The organism is Caballeronia sp. PC1 (genome assembly GCF_021353155.1).
GTDB classification, from domain to species: Bacteria; Pseudomonadota; Gammaproteobacteria; order Burkholderiales; family Burkholderiaceae; genus Caballeronia; species Caballeronia cordobensis.
Window position 1 is genome coordinate 1500469 of sequence record NZ_JAJUBH010000002.1, and the last position, 16405, is coordinate 1516873.

Sequence of the window (16405 nt, forward strand, 5' to 3'; positions counted from 1 at the left end):
TCACAGATAGGGTTTGAGCCAGCCGAGCCCTTCGGAGGTGCCCGCCTTCGGTTTGTATTCGCAGCCGATATAGCCCTCGTAACCGAGGGAATCGATCAGATCGAACAGATACGGATAGTTGAGCTCGCCGATGCTCGGTTCGTGCCGCTCCGGCACGCCCGCGATCTGGATATGGCCGATGCCCGCGTTCGGGCGCTTCATGTCGCGTTTCAGCTTGATCGCAATGTCGCCTTCGACAATCTGGCAGTGGTAGATGTCGAATTGAACCTGCAGGTTCGGGGCGTTGATTTCGTCGCAGATTTGCTGCGCCTCGTCCTGGCGGTTCAGGAAGAAGCCGGGGATGTCGCGGGTGTTGATCGGCTCGATCACGATGCCGATGTTCGCCTTTTGCGCTTCCTTTGCCGCGTAGTCGAGATTCTTCAGATACGTTTCCCGATGTTCGTCGCGAGGCTGGTCCTGGGCGATCAGGCCGGCCATCACGTGCAGCTTTTTGTTGCCCAGCACGGCGGCGTATTCGAGGCCTTTTTCGACGCTTTTTCTGAACTCGTCTTCACGTCCCGGCAATGAGGCGATGCCGCGCTCGCCCTTCGCCCAATCGCCCGGCGGGGCGTTGAAGAGCGCTTGCGTCAGGTTGTTGTCTTTCAGGCGTTGCGCGATGTCGTTTGCTTCGAAGTCGTAGGGGAACAGGAATTCGACCGCCTTGAAGCCGTCTTTCGATGCCGCGGCGAAACGGTCCAGGAACGCATGTTCCGTGTACATCATCGTCAGGTTTGCTGCGAATTTTGGCATTTTGCTTGGGCTCCTGTGGAATCCTGTTTTCGCGTCGGTCTGTTGGTTCTGCCCCTGTGCGGGGCGGCACTCACTTTCTTTGCTGCTGCAAAGAAAGTGAGCAAAGAAAGCAGCTCGTCACGGCCCGCGGTCACACGCAGTTTGACCATGCTTGCCAGCCCGCCGTGACACTCGCCTAAGTGTCGCCCTCAAAGGCCCAATCGGGCTTGGATCGCGCACGGTCTGTCTCGCTAGTCCACCTAACTCGCTGGTGCAGCCCTTGCACGCTCCGGCACTGCGCTGCGCGCTGCCGTTGGGCATTCTTCGGTTGCTACCAGCGCGCGCCGAACGTCTTTCGTAAGTCCTCTATCGCTTCTTCCGGTAACGGGTCGGGGCGCGGCATCGTCGAAAGATAAAGCTGCGCCGTTTCCTCCAGCTCTTCCAGCGCGTAACTCGCGTGCGATACCGTCTTTTCCCATACCACCGGTCCCAGACGCTCCAGCAGCACCGCGCGCACCTTCGACGCCAGCGCCGCCACTTCCTCCGCCACCGCCTCGTCGCCCGGCCGGCGATACGCGATCAGCGGCACATGGCCCACTTTCATCACGTAGTACGGGGTGATCGGCGGCAAGACGTCTTCCGTCTTCCAGACGCCCGCCAGCGTCAGCGCGACCAGGTGCGTCGAATGGGTGTGCACGACGCCATTTGCATCGGCATTGTTTTCGTAGATGCGGCGATGCAGCGCCAGCGTCTTCGACGGCCTGCCGCCCGACACATGATTGCCCTGCCGGTCCACCTTCGCGATGTCGTTCGGGTCGAGCCGGCCAAGGCACGCGTCCGTCGGCGTGATCAGCCAGCCGTCATCCAGCCGTGCGCTGATGTTGCCCGCGCTGCCGACCGTGTAGCGGCGCTCGTACAGGCTCCTGCCCGTGACGCAAATCTCTTCGCGGATGCGGTTCTCGTTCGATGCCATCACAGTGCCTTCAACGCCTTCTCGAAGAAATCGGTCGCGCCGAAATTGCCGGATTTCAGCGCCAGGCCGAGCCGGTCTTTCGCGCTTTCGCCGATGGCCTGCGTCGCCGGAACGCCCGGATCGATCTGCGGCCCGATCCGCAGGCTGCGCACATCCAGCGCCTGAACGACCGCGCCCGACGTCTCGCCGCCCGCGACGACGAACTTCGTGCAGCCCTCGTCGCGCAATCGGCGCGCAATCGACGCCAGCGCGTCTTCGACCAGATGCCCCGCCTTCTCGACGCCCAGTTCCTTTTGCACCGCCTTCACCTCGTCCGGCGATGACGTCGCGTAAATCAGCACGGTCTCGTTCTTCGCGAAGTGGTCGCGCGCAAAGGCGACGGCCTCGTCGACCACCGGCTCGCCGCGCGACAAAGCCATCGGGTCAATGCGCAAGCTCGGCTTCGATGCGCGCCAGTGCGCCACCTGCGCGTTCGTCGCCTTCGATGCGCTGCCCGCCAGCACCACCGACTTGCCTTCGAGCTTCGGCAGATCCGCGGCGTGTTCCGCGTGCGCGAGCAGGTTCGCCGTGCGGAAGTTCTTCGGCAGTCCCAGCGCGATGCCCGAGCCGCCCGTGATCAGCTTCAGGTCGCGGCAAGCGTCGCCGAGCACATGCAGGTCCGCATCGGAAACGGCGTCCGCAATGGCCAGACGCACGCCATCCTTCTTCAATTCGCCGATGCGCGCGCGGATCGCTTCCGCACCCTTCGCGATCGTGTCGTAGCGGATCAGGCCGACCTTTGATTTCGTCTGCCGCTGCAAGACGCGCACGAGGTTCGGATCGGTCATCGGCGTGAGCGGATGATGCTCCATGCCCGATTCGTTCAGCAGCACGTCGCCGACGAATAGATTGCCGCGAAAGATCGTGCGGCCGTTCTCCGGAAACGCGGGGCACGCGATGGTGAAGTCGTCGCCGATCTCGTCGAGCATTGCGTCGGCGACCGGTCCGATGTTGCCCTGGTCGGTCGAATCGAAGGTCGAGCAATACTTGAAGATGAACTGGCGGCAGCCTTGCGCGCGCAGCCATCGAAGCGCGTCGAGCGACTGGCGCACGGCGTCGTCGGCGGGAATGGTGCGCGACTTCAGCGCGACGACGAGCGCGTCCGCTTCGATCTGCGTACCCGCGGCCGGAACGCCGATGGTCTGCACCGTGCGCATGCCGCCGCGCACGAGCATGTTGGCGAGATCGGTCGCGCCGGTGAAATCGTCGGCGATACAGCCGAGCAGTGCCTGCGCCGCGTGCGTCATGCCTTCGCTCCCTTCGGGACTTCGATGCCCGGAAAAATCTTGATGACCGCGGAATCGTCCTCGCCGCCGTGCCCGGCGGTGGAGGCCATCATGAACATCTGATGCGCCGCCGCCGACAGCGGCAGCGGGAATTTCGACGTGCGCGCCGTATCGAGCACGAGGCCCAGATCCTTCACGAAAATATCGACGGCGGACAAAGGCGTGTAATCGCCCGACAGAATGTGCGGCACGCGGTTCTCGAACATCCACGAATTGCCCGCGCTATGCGTGATGACATCGTAGAGCGCGTCGGGATCGACGCCTTCGCGCAGGCCCAGCGCCATCGCCTCGGCGGCCGCCGCGATATGCACGCCCGCGAGCAGTTGGTTGATGATCTTGACCTTCGAGCCCGCGCCATGCGCATCGCCCAGCCGATACACCTTGCCCGCGACCGCGTCCAGCACGTCCCCGCACGCGGCGTAGGCGTCGGCGGGACCGGAGGTCATCATCGTCATTTCGCCGGAATTGGCCTTTGCCGCGCCGCCGGACAAGGGCGCGTCGAGCATCAGCACGCCCTTTTCGGCGATGCGCGCGCCCAGGTCGGCGGCGAACTGCGGCGACACCGTCGCGCACGCGAGCACGACGCTGCCGCGCTTCATCCCTTCGACGGCGCCGTTCTCGCCGAACAGCACCGCTTCTGTCTGCGCGGCATTGACGACGACCGTCAGCACGACATCGCACTTGCCGCCCAACTCGGCGGGCGTCGCGCACGCGATGCCGCCTTCGGCCGCGAACGCGTCCAGCACGGGCTGGCGCACGTCGCACGCATGCACGGCGAAACCCGCACGCAGCAACGAACGCGCGACACCCATGCCCATCGCGCCCAAGCCGATCACGCCGACGTTTCTAGTCATAACCCAAGTCCTTAGCAGATGCCCGCTTCCGTCAGACGGCGCGCGGCGTTGATGAGATGCGTCTGCGCGGCGGTGCGCGCGGCGGCGGGGTCGCGCGCGCGGATCGCCTCGACGATCGCCGCGTGTTCGTCGCGCACCTGGCGCATGAAATCCTCGCGCAGCGCCTCGTTGCCGCGCGTGACGAGGGTGCCGGCTTCGAGATACTGGTTCAGAAAGGTGAGGGTTTTCAGGAAGTACGGATTGCCCGTCGCGTTGGCGATTTCGCGATGAAACGCCACGTCTTCCGCGACGCCGTCCTTGCCCGCGCGCACCGCTTCGTCGATGCGGCCGAGCGCGCTTTCGATGGCGGCCAGATGATCGTCGGTGCGGCGCAGCGCGGCTTCGGACGCGACTTCGGCCTCGATCGCGCGGCGCAGCGCGAGAATCTGCACGACGGCGCCCGGCTCGGCCGCCTGCGCATAATCGATGCGCAACGGCCGGATGCCCGCCCGCTCGACGATGAACACGCCGCTGCCCTGCCGCGGCTCGACCATGCCTTCGTTCTTCAGCCGCGAAATGGCTTCGCGAATGACCGTGCGGCTCACGCCGTATTCCTGCGCGAGCACGGCTTCGGTCGGCAGCTTGCCGGTCGCGGCGAAACTGCCCTTCTCGATCAGCTTCTGCAATTGCTGCGCGACAGTGTCGCTCAAGGCGCGCGGCGGAATCTTCTCGAACATGTGACTCGGAGAGGCTGTATGGTCATCGGGTCATCATACAAATTTTCGCGATAGATTTCGACCAAGGGATTTCCCTTGGTCCCGCGTTACTGCGCGAGCGGTTCGTCGATGAGCGCGAGCGCGTCGCGGATTTCCGAGGCGTCGCCGGGACGCACGAGGCGCGCGACTTCCTTGCCGCCGAGCATGAAGACGAGCGTCGGCCAGAGCTTCACGCGAAACGAGCGGCCGAGCGGGCGGCCGGGGCCATCCTCGATCTTCATGTGCTTCACCGCGCCATGATCCTGAAACGCCTGCGCGATCAGCGGCTGCGCGGCGCGGCAGAAGCCGCACCAGTCGGTGCCGAACTCGACGACGGTCGGGCCGCTCAGCGCATCGACTTCCGCGCGCGCGGGCGCGGTCTTCGCGTATTCGATATTCATGCTCATGGCGTTCTTCCCAGCTCCTTGCGTTGCGGTGAAATCAGCAGAAACCTTGCTTGGCGGCGTGGGCGGGACGCATTGCGTCAGGCGCGCGTCCGCCGCGCCTCATACGCCTTCAGGTGCGCGTACGCCACTTCCAGCATCGACGCGCCTTCCGGTTTCGTCCGGCGGCGCGCAATCAGATCGCCGACGATGTGATCGGCCTCGATCGCCGCGCCGTTTTCCAGATCGCGCAGCATCGATGCGGTCATCGTCGAGCTTCGATCCGTGAAGAAAGCACGCGCGCGTTCAAGTGCGGCTTCCGCGGGCGGATGATCGTTGTCCGCGGCAATGCCCTGGCACTCGGTGAAGAGCCGACGCAGCACGTCCTCGCCGCCGGGCGCGGCGAGAATGTCGCCGATCGGCGCACGCATCAGGCAGGTGCCGGTGGCGAGCGTCGCGAGGAACACCCATTTGTCCCACATCGACTGCAGCACGTTCTCGCTGACGGTCAGATCGAAGCCCGCGCCGTCTAGCTGGCCGGCGACGGCGTCGATGCGAGGCGTGCGGCCGCCCGCGCGCTCGCCGAACACGAGCGAATGCAGGCTGCTCATCTGCACGATCTCACCCTCCGGGTTGAGCGTCGCGGCAATCGAGCACTGGCCGCCGAGCACGTTCGCCGGGTTGAAACGCGCATCGAGCGCATCGAGATGCGCCATGCCGTTCAGGAGCGGCAGAATCAGCGTGTCTTCGCCGACAGCCGGCGCGAAGGAATCGATCGCGCCTTGCAGGTCGTAGGCCTTGCAGCTCAGCAGCACGAGATCGTAAGGACGCTCGATGTCTTTCGCGAGCACCATCGGCGGACAGGCGAATTCGAGATCGCCGTCGGGCGTCTTCACTTTCAGCCCGCACTGGCGCAGCCGTTCCGCGCGCCGTTCGCGCACGAGGAAGGTCACGTCACGGCCCGCATCGAGCAGCCGCGCGCCGAAATATCCGCCGATGGCCCCCGCCCCCACTACCAGAATCCGCATGTCTCGCTCCTTGTGTCCCTTGTCTCGTGTGTCAGATGCACGGCTTCACGCCTGCCATACGCCATAGCCCGTTTCCCGCAAGCCGATGGCCAGTTCCACTTCCATGTCCCTCGCGCCGTCGTAGGGCATCGGGTTGTACATCTCATACAGATGCGGCAAGAGCCGCAGCCCGAATTCACGCACGAAGCGATTCGATTGAATGCCCGCCTTGTGTTTGTCGAAACGCACGTCCGGATCGATGCCCGTCATGCCGACGTACACGAAGGGCATGCCGGCCGTGTAGTCCGGATTCGCCCGGCGAAAACGTGCTTCGTTCCAGACCGCGCCGGACAATTCGACCACATAGACGGAGTAGTGATGACTGCGCGCGCGCCGGGAATGCGGCATGTCTTGGCTGGCCTTCGCGGCGTGCTCGTTGCGGGCGTTCATTCTAAGGCGGCATCGCGCAAAGCGCTCGTCCGGACGGCGCGCGGTCTGCCGATTGCGGCTCAAAGTGGTAAATTCGGGCGGTCTGCGCTCGCGCGAAATTCGCCTCGGCGCCCGGATCACCGCTCTGATCCGGAGACGGCCGCACGCGCGGGCGCCGCTCCCATCGACACGTTTTCATCCCGAAGCCGCGCGCCACGAGCCGCGTTCGCTTCGGTCATTCGGAGATCAAGCAATGAGCAAACAAGCTATCGGCGTGGTGGGCCTCGCCGTCATGGGCCGCAATCTGGCCTTGAACATCGAGAGCCGCGGTCACGCCGTTTCGGTCTACAACCGCAGCCGGGCCAAAACCGACGAACTGATTGCCGAACATGCCGACAAGAAGCTCGTGCCCACGTACACGCTCGAAGAGTTCGTGGACTCGCTGGAAAAGCCGCGCCGCATTCTGATGATGGTGAAGGCCGGCGCAGGCACCGACGAGACCATCGCGCAACTGCGCCCGCTGCTGGAAAAGGGCGACATTCTCATCGACGGCGGCAACACGCACTTCACCGACACCATCCGCCGCAATCAGGATCTCGCGAAGTCGGGGCTGCATTTCATCGGCACGGGCGTCTCGGGCGGCGAGGAAGGCGCGCTGAAGGGCCCGTCGATCATGCCGGGCGGACAGAAGGAAGCGTACGAACTCGTCGCGCCGATTCTCACCGAGATCGCCGCGAAGGCGCCGGACGGCGAACCGTGCGTCGCGTACATGGGTCCGGACGGCGCGGGCCACTTCGTGAAGATGGTGCACAACGGCATCGAGTACGGCGACATGCAGTTGATCGCCGAGAGCTATGACGTGCTCAAGCGCGTCGCGGGCTTGTCGAACGAAGAACTCGGCAAGGTGTATGTCGAGTGGAATCAGGGCGAGCTCGATAGCTATCTGATCGAGATCACGTCGAAGATCTTTTCGAAGAAGGATGAAGAGACGGGCAAGGATCTCGTCGATGTCATTCTCGATCGCGCCGCGCAAAAGGGCACGGGCAAGTGGACGAGCCAGAACGCGCTGGATCTCGGCGCGCCGCTGCCGCTGATTACCGAAGCCGTGTTCGCGCGCGTGCTGTCGTCGCTGAAGACGCAGCGCGTGGCGGCGAGCAAAGTGTTGAGCGGACCGGCGCCGAAGTTCGACGGCGACCGCGCGGCCTTCGTCGAATCGGTGCGGCGCGCGTTGTATCTGTCGAAGATCGTGTCGTATGCGCAGGGCTTCGCGCAGTTGCGCGCGGCGTCGGAAGAATACAAGTGGGATCTGCATTACGGCGAAATCGCGAAGATCTTCCGGGCGGGCTGTATTATCCGCGCGCGCTTCCTGCAGAAGATCACGGACGCTTATGCGAAGGACGCGCAACTCGCGAATCTGCTGCTCGATCCGTATTTCAGCGATATCGCGGCGAAGTATCAGGACGCATTGCGCAATGTTGTGGTTGCGGCGGTAAAGGCGGGCATTCCGGTGCCGGCGTTCTCGTCGGCGATCGCGTATTTCGATGCGTACCGGTCGGAACGCCTGCCCGCGAATCTCGTGCAGGCGCAGCGGGATTTCTTCGGCGCTCATACGTTCGAGCGGACGGATAAGGAAGGGAGTTTTCACGCGAACTGGGGGTGATCACCTCTGAGTCGATGAAAACGGGGCGGCATGCGGGCCGCCCCTTTTTTATCGGTCGTGAACTTCTCGCTTACGCGACCGCCACCCACTCCCCATTCCCCAAACTACTCCTCAACACCGCCTCCACGAACCTCAACCCCGCGACCCCATCCTCGACTGTGGTAAGCCAGTCGTCCCCTTGCGTCGTGCCACTCGCGATGCACGCCGCCGCATCCGTATAAACCTGCGCGAACGCTTCCAGATAGCCTTCCGGATGCCCCGCCGGCACGCGCGTTGCGTGCAGCGCTTCCGGACTCTGCACGCGCCCGCGCGTGAAGCGCTCCGACGCGCCGCCAATCGGAGTGAACCACAATTCGTTGGGCTTCTGCTGATCGAACGCGATGCCCGCCTTCGTGCCATACACACGCAAGCGCAGCGCATTCTCCTCGCCCGCCGCGACCTGGCTCGCCCACAACATGCCGCGCGCGCCACCGGCGTAACGGAACATCGCCTGAACGTGATCGTCCACGCGCCGGTTCGGCACGAACGTCGTCACGTCCGCCGATAACTCCGCCGGCCGCATTCCCGTCACGTATTCCGCAAGCTGATACGCATGCGTGCCGATATCGCCGAGACAACCCGCCGGCCCCGCAAGCGCGGGGTCCGTGCGCCAGACGGCCTGACGATTCGATTGCGTCTCGACCGGCAAGGAAAGCCAGTCCTGCGCATACTCGACCTGCACGACGCGTATCTCGCCAAGCAGGCCGCGCCGCACCATTCCGCGCGCATGCCGCACGAGCGGATAGCCTGTGTAGGTGTACGTCACCGCGAACACGCGATCCTTCTCGCGCGCGAGTTTCGCGAGCGCCTCGCCTTCGGCCAGCGATACCGCGAGCGGCTTGTCGCAAATCACATGGATGCCGGCTTCGAGAAACGCCGTCGCGATCGGCGCGTGCAGATGATTCGGCGTGACGATCGCGACGGCCTCGATGCCATCGGAGCGCCCCGCTTCGATGCGCGCCATCTCGCGATAATCGTCGTAGCTGCGCGCAAGCCCGATAGCCGCCGCGCTCGACGCCGCCCGCCGCGCATCCGACGACAACGCCCCCGCCACGAGTTCGTAACGATCGTCGAGCCGCGCCGCGATGCGATGCACCGCGCCGATGAACGCGCCCTCGCCACCGCCGACCATCCCCAGTCGCACGCGATTCATCGCCCGTCTCCGCCGATACCCAGTACGCCGCGCATGTGCTCGCGGCTCGCGCCGCTGCCGGCGAAGTCATCGAAGGCGCGCTCGGCCACGCGGATGATGTGGTCGCGTATGAACGTCGCGCCCTCGCGCGCGCCGTCTTCGGGATGCTTCAACGCGCATTCCCATTCGAGCACGGCCCAACCGGGAAAATCGTATTGCGCCATCTTCGAGAAGATCGCCTTGAAGTCGATCTGGCCATCGCCCAGAGAACGGAAACGCCCCGCGCGATCGGCCCAGCCCGAATAGCCGCCGTACACGCCTTGCCGGCCATTCGGCCGGAACTCCGCGTCCTTCACATGAAACGCCTTGATGCGCGCGTGATAGATATCGATGAACGCGAGGTAATCGAGTTGCTGCAACACGAAATGGCTCGGATCGAACAGGATGTTCGCGCGCGGATGATCGTCCACCGCCGCGAGAAAGCGCTCGAAGGTCACGCCGTCATGCAGGTCTTCGCCGGGGTGCAGTTCGTAACATACGTCGATGCCCGCGCGATCGAACTCATCGAGAATCGGCCGCCAGCGCTGCGCGAGTTCGTCGAATGCCGCTTCGACGAGACCCGCCGGCCGCTGCGGCCACGGATAGATATACGGCCACGCGAGCGCGCCCGAAAACGTCACGTGCGCGCTCAAACCCAGGCGTTTCGACGCCGCCGCCGCGAGCTTCAGTTGCGATATGGCCCATTCGGTGCGCGCCGCGGGATTGCCGCGCACGTGCGGCGCGGCGAAGCCATCGAAGAGCGTGTCGTAGGCCGGATGCACCGCGATCAACTGGCCTTGCAGATGCGTCGACAGTTCGGTTAACTCGACGCCCGCATCGTCGGCAGTGCGGCGGATGTCATCGCAATACGCGTCGCTCGATGCGGCCTTCTCCAGATCGATCAGACGCGGATCGGCGGGAACCTGTATGCCTTTATAGCCGAGCGAGGCCGCCCACTTCGACAGGTTGGCAAGCGTATCGAACGGCGGCTGATCGCCCATGAATTGCGCGAGGAATATCGCGGGGCCCTTGATGGTCTTCATCTTTAGCCTCTGTAATGGCGCCGGTCAGCGCGTGACCGGCCATGCGCTTAGAACGGCGAGTTCGGGAAATAGAACTGCTTGGCGTTGTCCTTCGTGATGAGCACCGACGGGATGATCGTCGTTGCGGGCAGCTTCTCGCCCTTGAGCCGCGCCTCGGCGGTCAGCTTGATCGCGTCGTAGATGAACTTCGGCGAATACGATACATCGGCCTTCACGCGCGCATCGCCGTCGATGATACGCTTGACCGCTTCCTTCGATCCCGCGCCGCCGAACACGATCTTGATGTCGGTGCGCTTCGCCTGATCGATCGCCTTGAGCACGCCGACCATCATGTCGTCGTCGGCGGCCCAGACGGCGTCGATATGCTTGAAGCGCGTCAGATAATCCTGCATCACCTTGAAGGCGTCGTCGCGATTCCAGTTCGCGTACTTCGCATCGAGAATCTTGATGTCGGGATACTGCTTCAACACGCTTTCGAAGGCGGTCCAGCGTTCGTTGTCGAGCGTCGTCGGAATGCCGCGCAGCGCGACGATATCGCCCTTGCCGTTCAACTGCTTCGCGAGATACTCGGCGGGAATCTTGCCGAACGCGGTGTTGTCGCCGGCGACGTAGGCATCCTGCGCGCTGGTGTCGGTGAGGCCGCGATCGACCACCGTCACATACACGCCTTTCTTGTGAACCTGCGCGACCGGTTGCGTGAGCGAGGCCGATTCCTGCGGGAAAATCACGAGCGCATTGATCTTGTTGACGGTCACGAGATCCTGCAGCTGATTCGCCTGCTCCGGCGCGGTGCCCGCCGTTTTCACGATCACTTTCAGATCGGGATTCGCCTTCTCCAGCTCTTTCTTTGCCTCGTTCGCCCACCACACGATGCCGCCCGTGAAGCCGTGATCCGCGGTCGGAATGGCGACGCCGAGCACGACCTTGTCGGCGGCGGACGCGGACGACGATGCAACGGCGAACGCACTCGCCGCGAGCGTGAGCGCGCCGAGCGCGCGAAGCATTTTCTTCATGACCTTGTCTCCATTGTCTTCGTTGAATTCCAGTCTATCGACGACCGCGCTGCAAGAATGCTACGAGGATGATCACGGCGCCCTGCACCGCCGCGTTCAGATACACGCTGATGATGCTCGTGAGATTCAGAATGTTGTTGATGACCGAAAGCAGAATCGCGCCGATGACCGTGCCGATCACGCGCCCTTCGCCGCCCTTGAGCGCCGTCCCGCCCACCACCACGGACGCGATCGCTTCGAGCTCCCACAAGAGGCCGGTCGTCGGCGTGGCCGAGCCCAGGCGCGGCACGTACAGAATGGTCGCCACCGCGACGCACATGCCGAGCAATACATACGTGACGATCTTCACGCGATCCACGCGAATCGCGGCATAGCGCGCGACCTGCTCGTTCGATCCGATCGCCTGCACGTGCCGCCCATACACCGTGCGATTCAACACGAGCGCGCCGCCCGCCGCGACGATCGCGAACACCCAGATCGGCACCGGTATGTGGAGCAGGCTCGCGTAATACACCGGGCCGTACAGATCGACGAGCGAGTTGTCGAGCGTGAGCGCGCCGCCATCGGCGAGCCATGTGAGCAGCGCGCGAAAGATGCCGAGCGTGCCCAGCGTGACGATGAACGGCTCGATGCGCCCTTTCGTCACGAGCACGCCATGCGCGAAGCCGAACAGCGCGCCGAGCACGAGCGCGAGCACGATGCCGAGCGCGATGATCAGAAGCGGCGGCACCGCATGGCCGTGAAAGCCCTGCAAGAGCGCATTCATCGTGTAGATCATGCTGCCCGCGATCAACGCGGCCATCGAGCCGACCGACAAGTCGATGCCGCCGGAGATGATCACGAACGTCATGCCCACCGCGATGATGCCGATGAACGACGTGCGCGTGAGCACGTTCATCGCGTTGTCGACGGTGGCGAAGTCGCTGTTGAGCAAGGTGCCGCCGATGCACAGCGCGATCAGCCCGATCAGCGGTCCGACGCCGAACAGAAAGCGCGCGACAGTGGAGAGGCGGCTCTCGCTTTCGGTGTCTTCAGTGTGTGCCGGTCGCATGCGCGATCAACCTCTCTTCGGTCAAATGATCCATGCCGAGCGTCGTGACGAGCTCGCCCGCCCGCATCACCGCGACGCGATGACACAAGCCGATCAGTTCGATCAGCTCGGAAGAAATCACGATCACCGCGCGGCCTTCCGCGGCCAGGCGATGAATCAGAAAATAGATATCGCGTTTCGCGCCGACATCGACACCGCGCGTGGGTTCGTCGAGCACGATCACGCGCGGGTCGGGATGCAGGAACTTCGCGAGCGCGAGCTTCTGCTGATTGCCGCCCGAGAGCATGCGCGCGCGGATCGACACATTGCCCGTGCGAATGCCGAAGTCCTTTACCGCCTGCTTGAGCGCATCGCGTTCCGCGCGCGTATCGACGAGCGGACGCGCGTAGCGTTCCAGCGTCATCATCGTGAGGTTGTCTTTGAGCGCCATGTCCACATGCAGACCGCGTCCCTTGCGGTCTTCGCTCAGGTACGTGAGGCCGTGGCGCATCGCATCGCGCGGGCTGTTCAGCCTGAGCGTTTTCGTATCGATGACGACGCGCCCCGCGCTCAATGCACGCAACCCGACGAGCGCTTCGAACAACTCCGTGCGTCCCGCGCCGACGAGCCCCGCGAAGCCGAACACTTCGCCCGCGTGCACCGAAAAGCTCACGTCGTGCGCCCAGCCCGGCACCGACGCGCCCTCGACCTTGAACGCAACCGGCGCGTCGTCCGTCAAGGAAGGCTTGGGCGGAAACATGTCGGAGACTTCGCGGCCGACCATCAGATTCGCCATCTGCTGACGCGTGAGCTCGTCCGTCGGCGCGCGCGCGACAAAGCGGCCATCGCGCATCACGATGACTTCGTCGGTCACGCGCTCCACTTCGTCGAGCTTGTGCGAGATATAGACGATGGTCGTGCCCGCCTCTTGAAGGCGCGCCATCAGCGCGAAAAGACGCTGCGTCTCGGACGGCGTGAGCGTCGCGGTCGGCTCGTCCATGATGAGCAGACGGGACTTGCGCAGCATCGCCTTCGCGATCTCGACCAGTTGCTTCTCCGCGACGATCAGATCGCGCACGCGCGTGTCCGGATTCTTGTGCAGGCCGACGTCGTTCAACGCCGCGCGGGCGTCGTCGCGCATCGCGGTTTCATCGAGAAAGAAGCCTTTTTTCAGCTCGTGCCCGAGAAACATGTTCTGCGTGATGCTCAGGTGATCCGCGAGATTCAGTTCCTGGTGGATCAGCACGATGCCCGCACGCTCCGCGTCGCGCGAGCTCGTGAAGTCCGCTTCCCGTCCGTCGATATAGAACGCGCCCGCGTTGGCGCGCTCGTAGCCCGCGAGGATCTTCATCAACGTCGATTTGCCCGCGCCGTTTTCGCCGAGCAATCCGACGATGCGCCCCGGCGCGAGATCGAAGGTGACGCCGTGCAGCACGCGCACCGGCCCGAACTGTTTTTCGATTCCCTCGAAGCGCACGGCGAGGCTCATCGTCACGCGCTCCTTCTCTGGATCAGGCGATGCGGCAGCAGCACGCCCGGCACGTCCGCGCGCGGGTCGCGCAGGCGCTTGAGCAGCAGCTCGGCCGCCGTTTCGCCGAGCAGTTGCATGGGCTGCGAGACGGTCGTGAGCGGCGGGTCGACATGCGCGGCCACGGCGATATCGTCGAACCCCACGACGGCGACATCGTCGGGCACGGCATAGCCCGCGCCGCGAAAGCCGTTCATCACGCCGATGGCGAGCGTATCGGACACGGCGAACGCGGCGGTCGGCCGCTCATCCCCGAGTGCGGCGAGTTGCGCGGCGGCGCGTTCGCCCGCGTCGTAGTCGAGGCTGTCGAGTTCGATCAGCCACGCGGGATGCGGCTCGATGCCCGCGTCGTTAAGCGCGTCGCGATAGCCCGCGAGCCGCTGGCGTCCGTACAGATAACCCTGCCCCGAGTTGATGAGCGCGATGCGCCGATGTCCCTTGCCGATGAGATAGCGCACGACATCGCCCGCCGCGAGATGATTGTCGATGCCGACATACGGCACGCCCGCCGATGGGTCGAACTCGCAGCATGCGACCCATGGCAGTGTCGAGGCTTCTTCGGCGAGCGCTTTTTGCACGGCGGCGGGATCGAGACAGATAGCGCCATCGGCACGGCGTCCGCGCAGCAGATCGAAGTAGCTTCGCTCGCGCAGCGGGTCCGCGCCGGTATCGCACAACAGCATGAAATAGCCGTTCTGGCGCGCGACGCTGTCGATGCCGCGCACGATCGCCGCATAGAACGGATTGCCGAAATCGGGGACCATCGTGAGGAGCAGGCGGCTTTCCGCCGTGCGCAGATTGCGCGCGAGCTCGTTGATGCGATAGCCGCTCGCCGCGACCGCCTGAAGCACTTTTTCGCGGGTTGCCTCGCGAACGTTCGTATGCCCGTTGAGCACGCGCGACACCGTGGCGACGGACACGCCCGCGCGTTCGGCGACGTCGGCAATCGATACTTCCTCGCGGGGACGAACCGGGTCTGACATCGGTGAAGTCGCTTGCGGCGATCGAGATGTAATGGATTACATTATTTGATCGGACGAGCGGGAAGGCAACAGTATTCGACTAGGGAAAAACGCCTAAGCATGTGCATGTCGATCTCGTGTCATGTTGCTCGTCGTGGTGGTGAGCGTGCCGATGACGCTCGAAAAATACACGAACTTCAAGGAGCAATCCACATGCGATTCATGATGCTGATGATTCCGCGCGGCTACGAAAGCGCACAGCCCGGCACGATGCCGTCCGCGGACGCCGTCGCCGCGATGATGAAATACAACGAGGAACTGCAAAAGGCGGGCGTGCTGCTTGCGCTCGACGGGCTGCATCCGCCGTCGATGGGCGCGCGCGTCACGTTTGCGGGCGGCAAGCCGCGCGTCACGGACGGGCCGTTCGCCGAGGCGAAGGAAGTGCTCGGCGGTTACTGGATGCTGCAGGTGAAGTCGCGCGAAGAAGCGATCGAGTGGGCGAAGCGTTGCCCGGCCTCGGACAACGAGATGATCGAAGTGCGCCAGGTGATGGAGATGGACGACTTCCCGCCGGACGTGCAGCAGGCCGCGGCGGGGTTTGAGGAGATGCAGAAGAAGGGGTGACGCGTCCGTCGCAGGATACCGAACGATATGCAAATCGCTGTGGCGCCTACGCGCCACCCATCACCCGCCCCATCGCTCAGCGCGGAATACCCGTCAGATAAATCGGCGTATCGGTCGACAGCGATGCTTTCACCGCGCGCCCGGTTTCATCGACGGTCACTTCTTCCTGATTCCGCTCCACCGCCGCGAGCACTTCGTTCACGACATGCTCCGGCGACGACTTCGGCGCGGTGACTTGCTTCACCATGTCCGTATCGATGTAGCCCGGATGCGCCGACACCACCAGCGTGCCCTGCTCGCGCAGTTCTTCGCGCAGCGCATTGGTGGCCGCCCACGCCGCCGCCTTCGAGATGTGATACGCGCCGCCCGCGGGCAACGACGCCCAGCTCAGCACCGACAGGATATTGATGACCGCGCCGCCGCCGTTCTTCTTCAAGACGGGCGCAAACGCCTGAGTCAGCGCGATCGGGCCGAACGTGTTGATTTCGAGCAGATCGCGAATGCCCTGCGTCGATGCCGGATCGACAAGCAGGCCGCGCGTCGTCACGCCCGCGTTGTTGACGATCACGTTAACGTCGCCATACGTGGCCGCGGCTTCTGCGATATCCGCGGCGTTGGTCACATCGAGGCGGATGGCTTCGACGCCGGGAATATCGACGCTCTTCGGGTCGCGCGCTGCCGCATAAACCTTCGCCGCGCCCGCTTTCAGCAGCGATTGCGCAAACTGCTTGCCAAGACCGCGATTCGCGCCGGTGACGAGTACCACTTTTCCTTTGATCTGCATGACCTGCTCCGGTTAACTGTGCATATACACTATAATGGCCGAATAAAAGGCCCACGCGATGCGGGCCCGCTGTGATCC

17 protein-coding genes are annotated in these 16405 nt (G+C 64.2%); 2 read left to right on the top strand and 15 right to left on the bottom strand.

Translation table 11 applies throughout. The features are described 5' to 3' along the window. The 8 genes from otnI to LY284_RS22950 all read right to left on the bottom strand — a co-directional run bounded on the left by otnI (position 1) and on the right by LY284_RS22950 (position 6452). Complete coding sequence (gene otnI, locus LY284_RS22915) at positions 1–789, bottom strand: 2-oxo-tetronate isomerase (RefSeq protein ID WP_233388065.1); 789 nt, start codon at positions 787–789, stop codon at positions 1–3. A 310-nt stretch (positions 790–1099) separates the two neighbouring features. Beyond that, complete coding sequence (locus LY284_RS22920) at positions 1100–1741, bottom strand: aldolase (RefSeq protein ID WP_233388066.1); 642 nt, start codon at positions 1739–1741, stop codon at positions 1100–1102. Beyond that, the gene (gene otnK / locus LY284_RS22925; protein ID WP_233388067.1) at positions 1741–3027 is read right to left on the bottom strand and encodes a 3-oxo-tetronate kinase; all 1287 of its coding nucleotides are present in this window, start codon (positions 3025–3027) and stop codon (positions 1741–1743) included. The genes LY284_RS22920 and otnK overlap by 1 nt, the downstream gene beginning before the upstream one ends. Then, a complete protein-coding gene (ltnD, locus tag LY284_RS22930; protein WP_233388068.1) occupies positions 3024–3920 on the bottom strand; it encodes an L-threonate dehydrogenase in 897 nt (298 codons plus the stop codon). Before ltnD ends, otnK begins: the two co-directional genes overlap by 4 nt. Before the next feature lie 11 nt (positions 3921–3931). After that, positions 3932–4636, bottom strand: coding sequence for a FadR/GntR family transcriptional regulator (locus tag LY284_RS22935; RefSeq protein WP_045455226.1), 705 nt, complete (start codon positions 4634–4636; stop codon positions 3932–3934). A gap of 86 nt (positions 4637–4722) precedes the next feature. Continuing rightward, on the bottom strand, positions 4723–5061 hold the full coding sequence (locus LY284_RS22940; RefSeq protein WP_045455228.1) for a thioredoxin family protein: 339 nt from the start codon (positions 5059–5061) through the stop codon (positions 4723–4725). A 77-nt stretch (positions 5062–5138) separates the two neighbouring features. After that, positions 5139–6065 carry a 2-dehydropantoate 2-reductase gene (panE, locus tag LY284_RS22945; RefSeq protein ID WP_233388069.1) on the bottom strand — a complete coding sequence of 309 codons (927 nt, stop codon included), beginning with the start codon at positions 6063–6065 and terminating at the stop codon, positions 5139–5141. 45 nt (positions 6066–6110) lie between these two features. Then, positions 6111–6452 carry a hypothetical protein gene (locus LY284_RS22950; protein ID WP_233388420.1) on the bottom strand — a complete coding sequence of 114 codons (342 nt, stop codon included), beginning with the start codon at positions 6450–6452 and terminating at the stop codon, positions 6111–6113. Between the two features lie 274 nt (positions 6453–6726). On the opposite strand from LY284_RS22950, the gene gndA reads away from it, so the two are divergent. Beyond that, positions 6727–8133 (top strand): NADP-dependent phosphogluconate dehydrogenase, encoded by a 1407-nt coding sequence (gene gndA / locus LY284_RS22955; protein ID WP_233388070.1) that lies wholly within the window; start codon positions 6727–6729, stop codon positions 8131–8133. 70 nt (positions 8134–8203) lie between these two features. Here gndA and LY284_RS22960 read toward each other — a convergent pair whose 3' ends face one another. Genes LY284_RS22960 through LY284_RS22985 form a run of 6 tightly spaced genes read right to left on the bottom strand, consistent with a single transcriptional unit; the run spans position 8204 to position 14940 of the window. Continuing rightward, positions 8204–9325 (bottom strand): Gfo/Idh/MocA family protein, encoded by a 1122-nt coding sequence (locus LY284_RS22960; RefSeq protein WP_233388071.1) that lies wholly within the window; start codon positions 9323–9325, stop codon positions 8204–8206. Continuing rightward, positions 9322–10386 (bottom strand): sugar phosphate isomerase/epimerase, encoded by a 1065-nt coding sequence (locus tag LY284_RS22965; protein WP_233388072.1) that lies wholly within the window; start codon positions 10384–10386, stop codon positions 9322–9324. Before LY284_RS22965 ends, LY284_RS22960 begins: the two co-directional genes overlap by 4 nt. 47 nt (positions 10387–10433) lie before the next feature. Further along, positions 10434–11399 carry a substrate-binding domain-containing protein gene (locus LY284_RS22970; protein WP_233388073.1) on the bottom strand — a complete coding sequence of 322 codons (966 nt, stop codon included), beginning with the start codon at positions 11397–11399 and terminating at the stop codon, positions 10434–10436. A gap of 34 nt (positions 11400–11433) precedes the next feature. Continuing rightward, entirely contained in the window at positions 11434–12450 is a 1017-nt protein-coding gene (locus LY284_RS22975) for an ABC transporter permease (RefSeq protein WP_014251458.1), read from the bottom strand. Next, positions 12431–13918, bottom strand: a complete 1488-nt coding sequence (locus LY284_RS22980) for a sugar ABC transporter ATP-binding protein (RefSeq protein WP_233388074.1) — start codon at positions 13916–13918, stop codon at positions 12431–12433. The genes LY284_RS22975 and LY284_RS22980 overlap by 20 nt, the downstream gene beginning before the upstream one ends. 2 nt (positions 13919–13920) lie before the next feature. Then, complete coding sequence (locus tag LY284_RS22985; protein ID WP_045455242.1) at positions 13921–14940, bottom strand: LacI family DNA-binding transcriptional regulator; 1020 nt, start codon at positions 14938–14940, stop codon at positions 13921–13923. Positions 14941–15132: 192 nt separating this feature from the next. Here LY284_RS22985 and LY284_RS22990 point away from each other — a divergent pair, with 192 nt between their 5' ends. Further along, entirely contained in the window at positions 15133–15543 is a 411-nt protein-coding gene (locus tag LY284_RS22990) for a YciI family protein (RefSeq protein WP_045455244.1), read from the top strand. A 76-nt stretch (positions 15544–15619) separates the two neighbouring features. Here LY284_RS22990 and LY284_RS22995 read toward each other — a convergent pair whose 3' ends face one another. Continuing rightward, positions 15620–16327: an SDR family oxidoreductase gene (locus LY284_RS22995; protein WP_233388075.1), complete on the bottom strand. Its 708-nt coding sequence runs from the start codon at positions 16325–16327 to the stop codon at positions 15620–15622. Positions 16328–16405: the final 78 nt, after the last annotated feature.